Origin of the sequence: Gemmobacter serpentinus, assembly GCF_008973825.1 — a bacterium.
GTDB lineage: Bacteria > Pseudomonadota > Alphaproteobacteria > Rhodobacterales > Rhodobacteraceae > Gemmobacter > Gemmobacter serpentinus.
Window position 1 is genome coordinate 22155 of sequence record NZ_WCHR01000043.1, and the last position, 16828, is coordinate 38982.

At 64.0% G+C, this 16828-nt stretch carries 13 protein-coding genes and 1 pseudogene; 5 read left to right on the top strand and 9 right to left on the bottom strand.

The window, feature by feature from the left end; translation table 11 throughout:
• Window positions 1-18 precede the first annotated feature (18 nt).
• The gene (gene gatB / locus GBJ34_RS18795; RefSeq protein ID WP_151720729.1) at window positions 19-1530 is read left to right on the top strand and encodes an Asp-tRNA(Asn)/Glu-tRNA(Gln) amidotransferase subunit GatB; all 1512 of its coding nucleotides are present in this window, start codon (window positions 19-21) and stop codon (window positions 1528-1530) included.
• Window positions 1531-1607: 77 nt separating this feature from the next.
• Here the strand turns inward: gatB and GBJ34_RS18800 are convergent, their stop codons facing one another.
• Entirely contained in the window at window positions 1608-2963 is a 1356-nt protein-coding gene (locus GBJ34_RS18800) for a dicarboxylate/amino acid:cation symporter (protein ID WP_151720730.1), read from the bottom strand.
• Window positions 2964-3200: 237 nt separating this feature from the next.
• Between GBJ34_RS18800 and GBJ34_RS18805 the strand changes: the two genes are divergently transcribed.
• Entirely contained in the window at window positions 3201-3629 is a 429-nt protein-coding gene (locus tag GBJ34_RS18805; RefSeq protein ID WP_151720731.1) for a DUF4177 domain-containing protein, read from the top strand.
• A gap of 5 nt (window positions 3630-3634) precedes the next feature.
• Here the strand turns inward: GBJ34_RS18805 and GBJ34_RS18810 are convergent, their stop codons facing one another.
• From GBJ34_RS18810 to GBJ34_RS18830, 5 genes are all read right to left on the bottom strand, one after another.
• Window positions 3635-4750: a pyridoxal phosphate-dependent aminotransferase gene (locus GBJ34_RS18810; RefSeq protein WP_151720732.1), complete on the bottom strand. Its 1116-nt coding sequence runs from the start codon at window positions 4748-4750 to the stop codon at window positions 3635-3637.
• An 81-nt stretch (window positions 4751-4831) separates the two neighbouring features.
• A complete protein-coding gene (locus GBJ34_RS20955; RefSeq protein WP_226341275.1) occupies window positions 4832-6286 on the bottom strand; it encodes a calcium-binding protein in 1455 nt (484 codons plus the stop codon).
• A gap of 146 nt (window positions 6287-6432) precedes the next feature.
• Window positions 6433-9435 carry a valine--tRNA ligase gene (locus GBJ34_RS18820; RefSeq protein WP_151720733.1) on the bottom strand — a complete coding sequence of 1001 codons (3003 nt, stop codon included), beginning with the start codon at window positions 9433-9435 and terminating at the stop codon, window positions 6433-6435.
• 166 nt (window positions 9436-9601) lie between these two features.
• Window positions 9602-10354 (bottom strand): VOC family protein, encoded by a 753-nt coding sequence (locus GBJ34_RS18825; protein WP_151720734.1) that lies wholly within the window; start codon window positions 10352-10354, stop codon window positions 9602-9604.
• A 1-nt stretch (window position 10355) separates the two neighbouring features.
• A complete protein-coding gene (locus GBJ34_RS18830) occupies window positions 10356-10718 on the bottom strand; it encodes a DUF1428 domain-containing protein (protein WP_151720735.1) in 363 nt (120 codons plus the stop codon).
• A gap of 77 nt (window positions 10719-10795) precedes the next feature.
• On the opposite strand from GBJ34_RS18830, the gene GBJ34_RS18835 reads away from it, so the two are divergent.
• Window positions 10796-11434: a winged helix-turn-helix transcriptional regulator gene (locus GBJ34_RS18835; protein WP_151720736.1), complete on the top strand. Its 639-nt coding sequence runs from the start codon at window positions 10796-10798 to the stop codon at window positions 11432-11434.
• Window positions 11435-11516: 82 nt separating this feature from the next.
• Here GBJ34_RS18835 and GBJ34_RS18840 read toward each other — a convergent pair whose 3' ends face one another.
• Entirely contained in the window at window positions 11517-11948 is a 432-nt protein-coding gene (locus GBJ34_RS18840) for an Lrp/AsnC family transcriptional regulator (RefSeq protein WP_151720737.1), read from the bottom strand.
• A gap of 215 nt (window positions 11949-12163) precedes the next feature.
• Between GBJ34_RS18840 and GBJ34_RS18845 the strand changes: the two genes are divergently transcribed.
• Together GBJ34_RS18845 and GBJ34_RS18855 are read left to right on the top strand one after the other, a co-directional pair.
• A complete protein-coding gene (locus tag GBJ34_RS18845) occupies window positions 12164-13309 on the top strand; it encodes a type III PLP-dependent enzyme (RefSeq protein ID WP_151720738.1) in 1146 nt (381 codons plus the stop codon).
• Window positions 13310-13701: 392 nt separating this feature from the next.
• Window positions 13702-14805: pseudogene (locus tag GBJ34_RS18855) on the top strand (DUF2235 domain-containing protein); the annotation flags it as partial.
• A gap of 712 nt (window positions 14806-15517) precedes the next feature.
• On the opposite strand, the gene GBJ34_RS18860 reads toward GBJ34_RS18855, so the two are convergent.
• Together GBJ34_RS18860 and GBJ34_RS18865 are read right to left on the bottom strand one after the other, a co-directional pair.
• Window positions 15518-16006, bottom strand: coding sequence for a PaaI family thioesterase (locus GBJ34_RS18860; protein ID WP_151720740.1), 489 nt, complete (start codon window positions 16004-16006; stop codon window positions 15518-15520).
• 61 nt (window positions 16007-16067) lie between these two features.
• Entirely contained in the window at window positions 16068-16787 is a 720-nt protein-coding gene (locus GBJ34_RS18865) for a heparan-alpha-glucosaminide N-acetyltransferase (protein WP_151720741.1), read from the bottom strand.
• Window positions 16788-16828 lie beyond the last annotated feature (41 nt).

Genomic DNA, 16828 nt, shown 5'->3' on the forward strand with positions numbered 1-16828 from the left:
GACTTCGAGGGGTATCCGATGCTTGATCTGACCTATGAAACGCCGAAACCGAAGGTGATCGCGGGCGCGAAACACGACTGGGAACTGGTGATCGGGATGGAGATCCACGCGCAGGTTTCCTCCAATGCCAAGCTGTTTTCGGGCGCATCGACCCAGGTCGGCGCGGAGCCCAACAGCAATGTCAGCTTCGTCGATTGCGCGATGCCGGGGATGCTGCCGGTCATCAATGAATATTGCGTGGAACAGGCCGTGCGTTCGGGCCTTGGCCTGAAGGCCGTGATCAATCTGCGCTCGGCCTTTGACCGCAAGAATTACTTCTATCCCGATCTGCCGCAGGGCTATCAGATCAGCCAGCTTTATCACCCCATCGTGGGCGAGGGCGAGGTTCTGGTGGAACTGGCTCCGGGCATCGCGCGGCTGGTGCGGATCGAGCGGATCCATCTGGAACAGGACGCGGGCAAGTCGATCCATGACATGGACCCGAACATGTCTTTCGTCGATTTCAACCGCACGGGCGTAGCCCTGATGGAGATCGTCTCGCGCCCCGATATCCGTGGCCCGGAAGAGGCCGCTGCCTATGTCTCCAAGCTGCGCCAGATCCTGCGCTATCTGGGAACCTGCGACGGCAATATGCAGAACGGCAATCTGCGCGCCGATGTGAACGTGTCGGTCTGCCGCCCCGGCCAATACGAGAAGTATCAGGAAACGCAGGATTTTTCGCATCTGGGCACGCGTTGCGAGATCAAGAACATGAACTCGCTCCGCTTCATTCAGGCGGCAATCGACTATGAGGCGCGGCGCCAGATCGCCATTCTGGAAGATGGCGGCTCGGTCGTGCAGGAGACCCGGCTTTATGACCCGGACAAGGGCGAGACCCGTTCGATGCGCTCCAAGGAAGAGGCGCATGACTACCGCTATTTCCCTTGCCCGGATCTGCTGCCGCTGGAAATCGACCAGGCCTGGGTCGATGATATCGCGGCCCGTATGCCGGAACTGCCCGACGCCAAGAAGGCGCGCTTCATGGCCGATTTTGGCCTGACCGATTACGACGCCAATGTGCTGACCGCCGAGCTGGACAGTGCGGCATTCTTCGAGGCCGTGGCGCAGGGCCGTGACGGCAAATCGGCGGCGAACTGGGTCATCAACGAGCTGTTTGGTCGCCTGAACAAAGAGGGCAAGGCCATTGCCGAGAGCCCGGTTTCGGCCGCGCAATTGGGCGGGATGCTGGACCTCTTGGGCAAGGGCGAGATCACCTCGAAAATGGCGAAAGACCTGTTCGAGATCCTCTGGACCGAAGGCGGCGATCCGGCCGAGATTGCGGCTTCGCGCGGCATGAAGGCGGTGACCGATACTGGCGCCATCGAGAAGGCGCTGGATGATCTGATTGCGGCCAATCCGGCGCAGGTCGAAAAGGCCAAGGTCAATGCGAAACTTGCGGGCTGGTTCACCGGCCAGGTGCTGAAGGCCACGGGCGGCAAGGCCGATCCGGCGGTGGTGAATGCGATGGTGGCGCAAAAGCTGGGGCTGTAGGCCCCCGCTGATTCGTCAGCAAGGACACGCAAAAGGGGCACCCGCGGGTGCCCCTTTCCTTTTGGCTGTGGCGCGGATCAGTCCGCTGCGACCACATTGTCGGCAAAGGCCGGCGGCAGGTCGAGCGCCTGCGGCTCGGCTGCCGGGCGGGGATTGCCCTCCAGGGCCGCGTTCAGCGCGTCCCGGTCCAGCTCACCTTCCCAGCGGGCAACGACAAGGGTCGCCACTGCATTGCCGATGAAGTTGGTCAGCGCCCGGACTTCCGACATGAAGCGGTCGACGCCAAGGATAAGTGCCATCCCGGCCACCGGCACGGTCGGCACGACAGAAAGGGTGGCGGCCAGTGTGATGAAGCCCGCGCCGGTAATGCCTGCGGCCCCTTTGGAGGATAGCATGGCAACCGCCAGCAACAGGATTTCCTGGCCCAGCGTCAGGTCGGTATTGGTGGCCTGCGCGATGAACAGCGCGGCCATGGTCATGTAGATATTGGTGCCGTCAAGGTTAAAGCTGTAGCCCGTCGGCACCACCAGCCCCACGACCGAGCGCGAGGCCCCGGCGCGTTCCATTTTCTCGATCAGCGAGGGCAGGGCCGCTTCCGAAGAAGAGGTGCCCAGAACCAGCAGCAGCTCTTCTTTCAGATAGCGGATCAGCTTGAAGATCGAGAAGCCGTTATATTTGGCGACCGCACCCAGCACGATGGTCACGAAGAGGAAGGCGGTCAGATAGAAGCAGGCGACGAGGAAGGCGAGGTTCACCACCGAGGCTATGCCGTATTTGCCGATGGTGAAGGCCATCGCGCCAAAGGCACCGATGGGGGCGAATTTCATCAGCATCGCCACCAGCTTGAAGATCGGGAAGGTCAGGGTCTGCATGAAATTGTAGACCGGCTTGCCAAGATCGCCGACCAGCGCCAGCGACAGGCCGAACATCACCGAGATGAACAGCACTTGCAGGATATTGCCTTCGGCAAAGGCACCCACGAGGGTCGTCGGAATGATTTCCATCAGGAAGCCCACGATGGTGCTGTCATGCGCCTGATCGGCATATTTGGCGACCGCTGCCGCATCCAGCGTGGCCGGGTCAATGTTCATGCCCGCGCCCGGCTGCACCAGATTGGCGACGATCAGCCCCACGACCAGCGCAAGGGTCGAGAAGGTCAGGAAATAGATCATGGCCTTGCCCGCGACACGGCCTACTTTCTTCATGTCGCTCATCCCGGCGATGCCTGTCGAGACGGTCAGGAAGATCACCGGGGCGATGATCATCTTCACCAGTTTCACGAAAGCGTCGCCAAGCGGTTTCAGGCTGGCACCGAGATCGGGCCAGAAATGGCCCAGCAGAATGCCCAGCGTGATGGCGATCAATACCTGGACATAAAGTTGCGCGTATAGCGGTGTGCGGCCCTGCGGGGCCTGTGACGGGGTCACGATCATGGGGTATCCTCCCTGGATGCCTCTGGCCCGCCTGTCGCGGGATGGGCATCGCTACCGCGCGGCTGCGCCTCACGGATAGTTGTGGATTTCCGCAAGCAGGGAACCGCCGCAGGCGGGTCCTGCCCCGGATCGGCAGTTGCGCGAGGCCCCGGGGCTTTCTATCAAGGCAGCGGACCCCGGCCATTCGGGGCGTTACAGAACTGGCACCGGCTGCGTTGGCCGGGCGCGGAGAGCGTGATGCAACAATTTGAATTCAAAGTGGTTCCTGCCCCCCGCAAGGGCGAGAAGGCGCGTGGATTGAAGACCACGGCGGATCGTTTCGCCTTCACGCTGTCGGCGGTGATGAATGATCTGGCGCGCGAGGGCTGGGAATATCTGCGGGCCGATACGCTGCCCTGCGAAGAACGCTCTGGCCTGACCAGCAAGACCACGACCTATCAGACCATGTTGGTCTTCCGCCGCCCCGTTGTGGCGCAGGCGGCCTTGCCCGCCCCGCAGGTCAGCGAATCTGTGGCCCCTGCGGTTGCCGGCATAGCCCCAATCCGTGTGGCCGAGGAACAGCCCGCCACGGCCCGCAAGCTGGGCAGCGCGCTGGCCGAAGAGGGGCGCGCGCCAACCCTTGGTGCCGCGGCGCTTGGTGCGGCTGCGACCGAAGAGCGCGGCTGACCCCTTCAGCCTGCCTTGCGCGCGTCGATCAGGGCCAGCGGCAGCGCCTCGGCAAAGGCGGCAAGGGCTGTGGCATCGCCGCAGCTGACCCGGATGCAGCGATCATGCGGTGCCACAAACGGCATCCGGATGAAGATGCCGCGCGCCACAAGGGCCGTCAGCACCTTGCGGGCAAAGGCCCCGTCCTGGCCGCAATCGATGGTCACGAAATTGGTGGCCGAGGGCAGCGGTGACAGCCCGTTTTCTGTGGCGATCCGGGCGATCTCGTCCCGTGCGGCGCTGACGCGGGCCTTCACCTCGCGCAGCCAATCCTGATCGGCCAGCGCGGCCAGCGCGCCCGCCTGCGCGATACGGCCCATGCCGAAATGGTTGCGCACCTTGTTGAAGGCGGAAATCAGTCCGGGTGCGGCAATCGCATAGCCCACCCGCAGCCCGGCCATGCCATAGCCCTTGGAGAAGGTGCGGAAGCGGATCACGCGCGGGTCATCCGCGTCAATCCGCGCCTCGGTGCCTTCGGGGGCAAGGTCGATATAGGCCTCGTCCAGCACCAATAGGCTGCCTTCGGGTAGGCGCGCGACCATATCGGCGATCACCGCGCCGGGATGATGGCTGCCCATCGGGTTGTCGGGATTGGCGATATAGACCAGCTTGGGCCGCAGGGTGGCGGCGCGGGCCAGCAACGCCTCGGGGTCCTCATGATTGCCCGCGTAAGGCACCTTGTGCAGCACGCCGCCAAAGCCCGCGACATGGAAGTTGAAAGTGGGGTAGGCCCCATCCGAGGTCAGCACCGCATCGCCCGGCTCCACCACCAGTCGCACCAGATAGCCCAGCAACCCGTCAATGCCTTCACCCACCACGATATGATCGGGCGTCACGCCATGATGGGCAGCAAGGGCCTGTCGCAGATCATGATTTTCCGGGTCGCCATACATCCAGACCGAACCCGCGGCCTCCTGCATCGCGGCAATCGCGCGCGGGGAGGGGCCGAACAGGCTTTCATTGGCACCGAGGCGGGCCTTGAAGGGCTGGCCCGCCATGCGTTCGGCGGTCTCAGGCCCGACAAAGGGCACCGAAGCGGGCAGGGAGGCGGCAAGCGGGGTGTAGCGGGGCGTGTTGCTCATGCCCCGCATATCAGCCGGAAACCCTGCATTCCGCAAGCCGGTGGATACGGGCCTGTGGAAGATCCCGCAAGCCGCAGGCGTTCATATCAGCTCGATGGTGGCGGCAAGCCCTGCGGTGCTGCGCAGGCCTTGCAACAGCACGCTTCCGCCATCGTCAAAGCCGATCACCACGCCCGCGTCGGTCACCCGCGCCTCGGCAGAGATCACGCTGGCCGGGGTCTTGCTGTCGGACCAGAGATTGCGGGCCAGCGCCAGCTTGTCGCCCTGAGCGACGCTGAAATCGGTGATGCGATCCGCACCGCCGCCGCGCTGAAAGATGAAGCGGTCGCCGCCCGCGCCGCCCACCAGCGTGTCATTGCCCGCGCCGCCTGCCAAAGTATCGGGATTGGCATGGCCATAAAGCCTGTCGGCGCCGGAATTGCCGGCCAGATAATCGCGCCCGGCATCGCCCGACAGGATGTCGTTGCCATTGCCACCGCTCAGGCTGTCATTGCCGGAGCCCCCCATCAGCCTGTCGCCGCCATTGCCGCCATTCAGCGTGTCATTGCCGCCATCGCCATAGATCCAGTCATGACCGTTGCCGCCATCCAGACGATCGCGGCCATTGCCACCCGACATCAGATCCTGTCCCGCGCCGCCATTCAGTCGGTCATTGCCGCTGCCGCCGTAAAGCCGGTCATCGCCGCTGCCCGTCGTCAGGGTGTCATGGCCATTGCCGCCCATGCGCAGGGTCGGGCGCACCTGACCAGCAGCCAGCCCCATGCCCGGGGTCAGCGCCACCGCCTCCCATGCCACATGTTGCAGCAGGATGGATTGCGCGTCAGACCAGCCACCATAGGTCTGGCCCCATTGATCGCTGACCCGCAGCGCCTGACCCACGGCCGAGCGCCCGGTGATCGCGCTGAATTGCACCAGCGAAATCAGCCAGTTGCCGGTATCGTTCAGGTGGATATTGTCAATGAAGACATCCTTGATCGAAGCAAAGCCCGCGCCATGCCCGGCACTGATCGTGTCGTAAAGCCGCCCCATGGCTTGGCCGCCCGGCACCAGAACCACCTCGGCGGCATGGGCGGGGCGCACATCATTCAGGCTGTCGGCGATGCTTTGCCAACTGCGGCGATCCGTGTCGATGGTCTGACGCCATTGCGTGGGCGTCAGGCGTGGTAGGCTGCCATTGTAGATATCCGGCCCCCAATAGCGCCATGTCTCATAGATCATCACCCTGGCCCCGCTGGTCGCGTTCCAGATCAGATCGGCATAGTTGCGGGCATGGCGATAGGTATCATTCCATTGTAGCGCCATGTCGAGGGGCACGCCTTCGGTCAGGATCAGCGTGTCATAGCGCCCGGTCGGCAACAGCGCGCGGGCGTTGACGCCCTGCGCGGTCGCACCATTGTCCCAGTTGAAGCCCAGGGGCGAGCCGTTGATCACCTGCGTATCCGCCGCCCGGCCCGTGGGGGCCAGCAGGCGGTTCAGCATCTGTGGCATGGTGGTGCCGACCAGACTGTGCCCGATCATCATGGTCTTCAACGGCATGGAACATCCTTTTCAATCGTAACACGGGCGTAAACTCCGTCAGTCTTGCGCAGAGAGGTAAAGCAAGCGTGACGGTCAATGACCAAGATGTGCCGGCCCCGTCATGGAACGGGGCCGGGCTGGTTATGGGCTTGGCGCGGGGCGGGTCAGGCCATTTCGGCCAGACGGGTGAGGGCAGCGCGCAGTTGCGCGGCTTCGCCTTCGCGGGCTTCCAGATTGCCGCGGGCCTCATCGACCACCTCTTCCTTGGCGGAGGCGATGAACTTGGGATTGTCGAGCCGCGACTTCAGGCCGCCAATCTCTTTCTCCAGCTTTTCCAATGATTTGGAGAGGCGGGCCTTTTCGGCGGCGATATCGATGATGCCATCGAGCGGGATCGCGAAACTTGCGCCTTCAGCCGCAATCGATAAGGCGCCCTTGGGGGCGGTGGCGGCATCCGACAGCGATTCAATCCGCGCCAGACGCTTGATCAGCACCTCGTTGCGGGCCCATGCGGCGCGGGCGGCATCATCCATCGACAGTGCCAGCATATCGAGCTTGAGGCCGACCGGCACATGCATCTGCGTGCGGGCCGAACGGATATCGTCGATCAACCCGGTGACCCAGGTCATTTCGCGATCCGCCGCGCTGTCGATCAGCTCCGCGCCATAGGTCGGCCAATCGGCATGGACCAGGGGTTTGTCGCGTTGGCTGGTGGTCGCCCACAGCTCTTCGGTGATGAAGGGCGTGAAGGGATGCAGCAGGATCATGCACTGATCCAGCACCCAGGCCATGGTCGCGCGGGTCTCGGCGGCCTGATCGCCGTCAAACAGCGGCTTGGCGAATTCGACATACCAGTCGCAGACCTTGCCCCAGACAAAGCCGTAAAGCGCCTGCGCGGCATAATCAAAGCGGAAATCAGCAAGCGCCGCATCGACCTCGGCCCGGGCTTTCGCGGTTTCGCCGATGATCCATTTATTGGCCGTGGCAGTGGCAGCGGGTGCCGCATTTTGCGTGCTGTGGCCTTCCCAGACGCCGTTCATCTCGGCAAAGCGGCAGGCATTCCACAGCTTGGTGCCGAAGTTGCGATAGCCCGCGATCCGCTGGGTATCAAGTTTCAGCACGCCGCCAAGGCTTGCCATCGCGGCATTGGAAAACCGCAGCGCATCGGTGCCGTATTCGTCGATGATCTCCAGCGGGTCGATGACATTGCCCAGGGATTTCGACATCTTCTTGCCCTTGGCGTCACGCACAAGGCCATGCAGATAGACGGTGTGGAAGGGGATATCCTCCACCACGGCGAGCTGCATCATCATCATGCGGGCGACCCAGAAGAACAGGATGTCCTGGCCGGTGACGAGGACCGAGGTCGGGAAGTAGCGTTGCAGCTCCGGCGTCTGCTCTGGCCAGCCCAGCGTGCCGATGGGCCAGAGACCCGAAGAGAACCAGGTGTCCAGCACGTCGGGGTCGCGGTAGAGCTCGACGACAATGCGGCGATTTCCACCCTCCACGACATGCGTTGTGCCCGTGACCTGCCCGATTTCGGGATCCTGCAACTCAACCGCAATCGTTTCGCCGTGTTTGCAATAGGGCTGATAATAGGCCTTCACCATCTCGGTAAGGTCTTCAAAGGAGGCCGCACAGAACGGCACACTGTCAGCGCCGACCGCGTCGGGATCAGCGATGGTCGCCGCATCTGGCCCATACCAGACCGGAATCTGGTGGCCCCACCACAGTTGGCGCGAGATGCACCAGGGTTCGATATTCTCCAGCCAGTGGAAATAGGTCTTCTCGCCTGACTCGGGCATGATCTTCACGCGGCCATCGCGCACCGCATCCAGGGCGGGGCCGACGATCCTGGCGGTGTCGACGAACCATTGGTCGGTCAGCATCGGCTCGATCACGACCTTGGAGCGATCGCCGAAGGGTTGCATGATCGGCTTCGACTCAACCACCGGCTCCAGCCGCAGATGCTCCGATCCGGTTTCCGGGTCGGTTTCCTTCACCAGCACCGTCACGGCCAGGCCGATGGCGTTGATGTCCGCCACCACCTGCTTGCGCGCCTCGAACCGATCCAGCCCGCGATATTTTTCGGGGACAAGGTTCAGGCTGTCGACCTCGGTCTCATTGGTGGGCGACCCCGCCGCGATCTCGCGGGCGCGGGCCACGGCCTCGGCATAGGGGGCACCATCGGCCCGCATCTGGCCACGGGTATCCATCAGCCGGTAGCAGGGCAGGTTGTTACGCTTGGCCACCTGATAATCGTTGAAATCATGCGCGCCGGTGATCTTCACCGCGCCCGAGCCAAAGGTCGGATCGGGATATTCATCGGCAATGATCGGGATCAGACGGTCACAAAGCGGCAGATGAACCATCTTGCCGACAATCGCGGCATAGCGCGCGTCTGAGGGATGCACCGCCACCGCGCCATCGCCCAGCATGGTTTCGGGGCGGGTGGTCGCGATGGAGATATAGTCGCGGGTTTCGCGGAGGGTCACCGCGCCGTCTTCGTCCTTTTCGACATATTCATAGGTCTCGCCGCCAGCGAGACGGTATTTGAAATGCCACATATGGCCGGGCGTTTCGATATTCTCGACCTCAAGGTCGGAAATCGCGGTCTCGAAATGGGGATCCCAGTTCACCAGCCGCTTGCCGCGATAGATCAGGCCCTTGTTGTAAAGGTCGACAAAGACCTTGATCACCGCCTCGCGGAAATTGCCGGACATGGTGAAGGCTTCGCGGTCCCAGTCACAGGAGGCGCCGAGGCGCTTCAACTGGTTGATGATGGTGCCGCCGGACTGTTCCTTCCATTCCCAGACCTTGTCCAGAAATGCTTCGCGGCCCATTTCGCGGCGGGTGGGGGCCTGCGATTTGGCGAGCTCGCGCTCCACCACCATTTGCGTGGCGATCCCGGCATGGTCGGTGCCCGGCTGCCACAGCGTGTCATGGCCCTGCATCCGGTGCCAGCGGATCAGGATATCCTGCAGCGTGTTGTTGAAGGCGTGCCCCATATGCAGGCTGCCGGTCACGTTCGGCGGCGGGATCATGATCGAGAAGGCCTCGGCCCCGGGCCTGGCATTGGCCCCGGCGCGGCCGACCTTGGCATCGATCCACTGTCTGGAGATCCGCGCTTCCGCCTCGGCGGCGTTGAAGGTCTTTTCCATCGGCATCTGGCTTCCCCGCAAATTCTGCGGCTGGTTTAGCCAATGCCGGGGCGAAGGGAAAGCCTTCGCCCCGTGCGGATCCGCCAAAAGCGGCAGAGTTTTGGCAGGCATTGGCATAATGTTGCAAGGCGTGCGGTCAGCAGGTTTCCGGCCCGGCAACAAAGGCCGAAGATCACTTGCCGCCGACCACCGCGAAAGCCGCGCCTTGCGGATCCTGTCCCATGGCGATGAAGGCACCGCCCGGCACTTCGCTTGGCCCATAATGGATGGTGCCGCCCAACTCGGTGGTCTTGGCAATGGTCGCCGTGGCGCTTGGCACCCCGAAATAGGGCAGCCAATGCGAGGGCGTGCCCGGTTTTTGCAGCGGCATCATCGCGCCAATATCGCGGCCCTGATGCGCGAACAACTGGTAGTCGCCCGTTTCGCCCATCGGCATGGCGGTGCTGGCCTGCCAGCCGAAAAGATCGCGATAGAAGGCCAGCGCCGCGACCGGATCCGTGCTGTTCAGCTCGTTCCAGTTGCCATGGCCCTGCTTGGCCTGATCGAAGGCATTGCCCTTCTGCCCTTCCAGCGGCTGCAACAGCCCGAAGGGCGCGCCCTGCGGATCGATCAGGATGGCGAAACGCCCGGTGCCGGGGATATCTTCCGGCGCTCGGAACACCTTGCCGCCCAGATCGCTGACACGGCGCGCGGTGGCGTCGATATCGTCGGCCGCGAAATAGATCATCCAGAAACAGGGCATGGGGGCATCGGGCTGCATGAGCCCCGCCACCATATCGCCGCCTGCCATGGCAAGGCCGTAGCTGAACCCCGCCATCCCGGCGTCCTGAAAGGTCCAGCCCAGCAGGGGGCCATAAAAGGCCTGTGTTGCGGCCTGATCCGGGGTGGCGATTTCATACCAGCAGGGGCTGCCGAGCATCGACATGTCAGACCCCTTCCATCAGGATCGGAGTGAAGCCGCCAAAAATCATGCGTTTGCCATCGAAGGGCATGTCCATGAAGCCGGTCGGGTCTTCGCTGGCCAAGGCCTCCATCTGCTTGTAGGCGGCATCGCGGGTGGATTTGTCGGGCCAGATCATCCAGCACAGAACAACCGTTTCATCGGCCTTCAGATCGACGGCGCGCAGGAAATCGGTCTGTTTGCCGGGCGGCACATCATCGCCCCAGCCCACCACGATCGATTGCGCACCAAGATCGCGGAAATGCGGCCACCATTTGGCTTCATGCGCCTGATAGGCGTCCCGGTTCGTCGTCGCGACCGGAATAACGAATCCGTCGATATAGGCCATGGTTTCCTCCTGAAAAATGGCTTGTCGGGATCAGGCTGACGATGATAGTTATTAAAAGCAACTAAAAGTTAGATGAAATGACGGAAATCCGCCGAAGCTATGGCGAGGGCTGTATCGCGGCCCATGCGCTCGATCTGATCGGGGATCGCTGGGCGCTACTGGTGGTGCGCGAGATGATGCTGGGGCCGCGCCGCTTCGGGGCGCTGCGGGCCAATTTGCCGGGCATCAGCGCCAATGTGCTGACCCAACGCCTGACGCAGTTGGAGGCCGAAGGGCTGGTGGCGCGCGAGGTTCTGCCCGATCCGGTTCGGGTGCAGATCTATCGCCTGACGCCCGCGGGCGAGGGGCTTTGGCCGGTATTGCGGGCGCTTTGCCGATGGGGCGCGCGCCAGCCCGGCCACAATCCGCGCCTGTTCATCAGCCCGACCGCCCTGATGCTGTCGATGCGGGCCATGTGCGCCCGTGACCGCGCCGGGGTGCATCTGGCGCAGATGGATCTGGGAGAGGAGCGGTTTCTGATCGAGACTGCGCCGGGCCACTTCCGGGTCTGGCGCGGTGAGGGAGACGCTGCCTTGCGGTTTTCAGCCGGCACCAACGCGATGGCGGCCACCGTCTATGGCCCGCAACCCCTAAGGGTCAGTGTGGCCGGGATGGTGACCTTTGCAGGCGACCCCAACGAGGGGCAGGCGTTTCTGGATCTGTTCCAGCTGCGCTGACGGCAGGGATTTGGGGGCATGGATTCGGGGGCGGCTTCGGAGGCCACGAATTTTCGACGAAAATTCGCGGCCCGTCCGATATTCACACAGCCCGGTCAAACTTGGTCGACAGATGGATCAGGCTTTCCGAACTGACCACCCCGGTCAGCGCCCCGATCTGGTCCAGCACCTGATCCAGCACCTGGGTCGAGGGGGCGGCGATCTGCAACAGCAGGTCATAGCGCCCCGAGGTGGTAAAGACCTTCTCGATCTCGCCGATGGCCTTCAGCCTTGTGATGATTGCGGCCTGCGCCCGCGGCTCGATGGTCAGCAGCACGCTGGCGCGCAGCCGCCCCTGACGCGCCGCCTCGCCCAGTTTCAGGGTGTAACCTGCGATTACGCCGGTGGTCTCCAGCCGCTCCAGCCGGGCCTGAACGGTGGAGCGCGCGACCTTCATCCGCCGCGCCAGCGTCGCCACCGACATGCGTGCATCCGCCCCCAACAGGCCGATGATCGTCCGATCCATTTCATCCATGCAGTTTGTCCGAATATTTCGTCATTCTGTCATCCATACACTAAGATTTTGTAGTTTTCATCGGATAAGTTTAGCCCCATATGCGCATTCCACGTTTTCAGGAAAAGGGCGGCTCATACGCACCTGGCCTGGTTGTAATGACCGCGCAGGTGCTGGCTCCCGGTAGGGTTCCGGGCAATGGCCGCTTGCGTTCTGTTGGCAGAAAGGGCACGCCGATGGGACTCTCCAAAACGATCTGGTCCAACCCCGCCGAATTCATCCGCAATGTGCGGCCTGAAAACCCGGTGATCTTCTTTTCCCCCACCCAGTTGCAGGCGACCGCGCGTCGTTTCATCGACGGGTTCCCGGGCATGGTGACCTATGCGGTCAAGACCAACCCCTCCGAGGTGGTGATCGAGAACCTGACCGCTGCCGGTGTGCGCGGCTTTGACGTGGCAAGCCCCGGCGAGATCCGGCTGGTGCGCCGCCTCGCGCCCGATGCGGCGCTGCATTACAACAACCCCGTCCGCTCGCGCGCCGAGATCGCGCAGGCGGTGGAGCTGAACGTGAAAAGCTGGTCGGTCGATTCCGCCTCCGAGCTGGAAAAGCTGATCGAGATGGTCCCTGCGGACGATTGCGAAATCTCGGTCCGCTTCAAGCTGCCGGTGGCGGGGGCTGCCTATAATTTCGGGGCCAAGTTCGGTGCCACGGTGGAGCTTGCCGCGCAGCTGCTGGCGCGTGTGGCCGAAGCCGGCTTCATCCCGTCGCTGACCTTCCACCCCGGCACGCAATGCACCGATCCCCATGCCTGGGAATCCTATATCCGTGAGGCGGCCGAGATCGGGCGCAATGCGGGTGTGTCGGTCGCGCGGCTGAATGTCGGGGGCGGCTTCCCGAACCACCGTCTGCAGGCCGTGCTGCCGCAGATCGAGGACACCTTTGCCCTGATCGACCGCGTCGCGACCGAGGCGTTTGGTGCCGATCGTCCGATCCTGATCTGTGAGCCGGGCCGGGGCCTGTGCGGCGATGCCTTCACCCATGCCGCCAAGGTCAAGGCGGTGCGCGATGGCGCGCATGTCTTCCTCAATGACGGGGTCTATGGCGCGTTAGCGGAACTGCCGCTGGTCGGCATCATCGACCGGATCGAGGTGGTCGACGAGGCCGGCCACAAGCGCAATGGCGATCTGGAAAGCCGCATCGTCTTTGGCCCGACCTGCGATTCGGTGGATCGCATCCCGGGCGAACTGATGCTGCCCGCCGATATCGCCGAGGGCGATTACATGGTGATCCATGGCATGGGGGCCTATTCCATCGCGACGAATACCCGTTTCAACGGCTTTGGTGATCTGACCATCGCGACGGTGCTGTCGCTGAAGGTGTGACCCCGGCAGGGTATGGTCGGGGCGGCTGCTCGGCCAATCCTCACGCATAGTTTCCAAACGCCCGGCTGGACTTGCTCCACCGGGCGTTTACCATTTGCGGTCTAGGCTCATGTGACGGTTGGGCCTGTGACGGTTGGGCCTGTGACGGTTGGGCCTGTGACGGTTGGGCCTGTGACGGTTGGGCCTGTGACGGTTGGATCTGTGACGATTGGGTAGGTGACGTTTGGGTAGGTGACGGTTGGGCCTGTGACGGTTGGGCAGGTGACGGTTGGGCAGGTGACGGTTGGGCAGGTGACGGTTGGGCAGGTGACTGGCCTCATCGAAACCGGGCAAGGGGAGATCGGTTTGGCGGCAGGCTTGCATAGCGGCGGGATGCGGAACGGGGCGGGCGGATGAGCCTTTGGCAAAGCCTCAACCCTTTCGCGCGCCTGTCGCGCTGGCTGCGCCGCCCGCCCGAGGCGATCCCGCCGGCAGCCCCGCGCGGTGTGGTGCGCGGCCCGGTCGATCATGTCATCGTGCTGGACGGCACGCTTGCCTCGCTCAACCCCGGGCGCGACAGCAATGCGGGCCGGGCGTTTCAGTTGCTGCGCGAGGCGGTGCCGGGGGCCGCGCGCCGCAGCCTCTATTATGAGCCGGGCCTGCAATGGGATCACTGGCGCGATACGGTGGCGGTCTTGCAGGGGCGCGGCATCAATCGGCAGATCCGCCGCGCCTATGGCCATCTGGCCAGCCATTACCGTCCGGGTGACCGCATTTACCTTCTGGGCTATTCGCGGGGGGCCTATGCGGTGCGCAGCCTTGCCGGGGTGATCGACCGTGTCGGGCTGCTGCGCCATGACGCCGCGACCGAGCGCAATGTGACGCTGGCCTATCGCCATTATGAACGCAGCCCGGACGGGGCGGCGGCCCGTGCCTTTCGGCGACAGAATTGCCACGATCAGGCCCCGATCGAGATGGTCGGGGTCTGGGATACTGTGAAGGCGCTTGGGCTGCGGTTGCCCTTGCTGTGGATGCTGACCGAGGGGCGGCACGCCTTTCACAATCATCAGCTTGGCAGCTCCGTGCGCCATGGCTTTCAGGCGCTGGCGCTGCATGAGACGCGCGAGGTGTTCACGCCCGTGTTCTGGCACAGTCCGGCAGGCCGGACAGGCGGGTTGGAGCAAGTCTGGTTTCGCGGTGGCCATGCCGATATCGGCGGCCAGCTCGGCGATTTCGTGGTGGCACGGCCTCTGGCCAATATCCCGCTGGTCTGGATGCTGGACCGGATGGCCGCCTGTGGGCTCATGCTGCCAGAGGGCTGGCGTGACCGATTCCCGACCGATCCAAAGGCACCAATGCTGGGCACATGGCGTGGCTTTGGGGCGGCGTTCCTGCTGCGACGGGCGCGGGTCGTCGGGGCGGACGCCTCCGAATTCATCCATCCCACCGCCGCCGCCATGGAGCCGGGGCGGTGGCACCTGCCGGAACTGATCCTGCCAGAGCCGGAGATGTCAGAACCCGTGCTGCCAGAGCCCGTGATTCAGGGATCTGGGCGGCCAGAACCTGTGGTGTTTGAGGCGGGGATGCGCGAATCCCAAATGCCAGACTCAGCGATGCCAGAACCGCCAATGCCCAAGCCCGCGAGGTCGGAGCCTGCGAGACCAGAGCATGTGGTGCCAGAGGCAGGGATGCCGCAAGCCGCGTCGGCTGAGCGGCCGCCTGGCCACACGCCATCGGAACGGGCCGTGCAGGATACCGGGGCAGAGCCGGCACCCGCCGCCGGTCCAAGGCCACGCGCGGGCGTGCTGCGCTGTCTTGTGGCGCGGCCCCTGAGGGAGTGATCTGGCGCGCGCGGCGCAGAGATGCCGAATGCCGGGTTTGGGCCAGTCGCGATGCCTGCGCCGATCGGAGGCCATGGGCCTTCGCAACCGTTCAGGGCACCCGTAGACGGGGCATGAATTGACGCCATCCCCGTGAGCGGCATCCTGTCAGCCAGTCCCCGGTGACACGATCCCCGGTGACATCATTCCCCGTAGACCCGACCCCCGGTGAACCTGTCCCTCCCTGAGCCCGTCCCTTCTGCCCCAGTCCCCGTGATCCCGGCCCCCGGTGAACCCGTGATTTGTGGACCAGCCGCCTGCGCAGCAGCCCTCTGTCAACCCGTGCCCTGCGAACGCGCTTCGTGTGAGCCTGCCCGCATCGAACAACCGTCTGCGAATCGACCCTCGATCAATCTGCGCCCAGAATGATGCAGGTGGTTGATCCGGTGGCATAAAGCCTGCCATCCGCCTTGCCCCGGATCTCGCCATGCGCCACGGCGGTGCTGCGGCCTGCATGATCCAGTGTGGCCACCGCCTCCACCTCTGTGCCGATGGGCAGGGCGCGGTTGATATTCACCTTGTATTCCAGCGTTGTATACCAGCGCCCCTTCGGCACGCCGGTCATCACCGTGCAGCCCAGCACCGTGTCCAGCAGCGTGCCATACCAGCCGCCATGGACCCCGCCGAACGGGTTCGTGTGCTCAAACCCCGCAGATCCCTCCAGCGCCACCCGTCCGGCCTCAACCGAGGTCAGATGATAGCCCATCAGCCCGGCAATGGTTGGATGAGGGATGCGTCCCTCCAGCATGGCGCGCATGAAATCGAGGCCCGAGATTGCCAGCAATTGCTCGCGTGTCGGAAGGTCGGCGGGGCTTTTTGCGATGAAGGGTGTTGTCATACCCCTTGGTGGCAAATCGACACGGGGGCAGGGAAGGGGGCGCAGCAGATGTGACGCAGCGTTACAGGGCCGGGCCGAACAGTGTGATCCAAAGCCAGATCGCACCTATCAGCACCGGCTGATGGATCAGATAGACCGCGAGGGAATGTCGCCCGGGCCATGCCAGCCAGTCCGGCCCCTCGATCCGCGCGATCCGGGGCCAGAGACGATCCAAAGCCTTCGCCATGCCCAGCCCCAGCAGGAAGGGGCCGAACCACGGAAAGACCGGCTCGAAATCCACCGTGGCGGTTCGGATGCTGCCCAGACCCAGGAACCGCAGGGCGGGCAAGTTCCATTCCAGCAGGCCGGGCAGGATCGTGCTGCCCCAGAACACCCCCACCCCGGCCAGCAGGATCAGCGGGGCAGGCAGGCGCAGGGCCAGAAGCCCCAGCAGGCTGAACAGCGCGATTGCGTGCAGGATGCCGAAGAACACCCATGCCTCGCCCATGGCCAGATAGGTGGCAAGGCTGACCCCGGCTGCCGCCAGCACCAGCACCCGCCAGCGGCGCCAGAAGGCCGGCCAGCGGAGAACGCGCCCCTGCGCCAGCCAAAGGGAAACACCGGCCAGCGCGATGAAACTGCCGGCCACGATCCGCGCCAGATACCACAGGAACGCGGCTTGCCCGCCATCGGGCCGGAACAGGCCGAACATCTGCAGGTCATAGCTGAAATGGAACAGCGCCATCCCCAGCAAGGCGATGCTGCGGGCAAGGTCGATCAGCCAGATTCGGGTGCCGCTCATGCTCTGTTTCTCGCAACGGGCGCGGGCGGGTGCAATTCAAA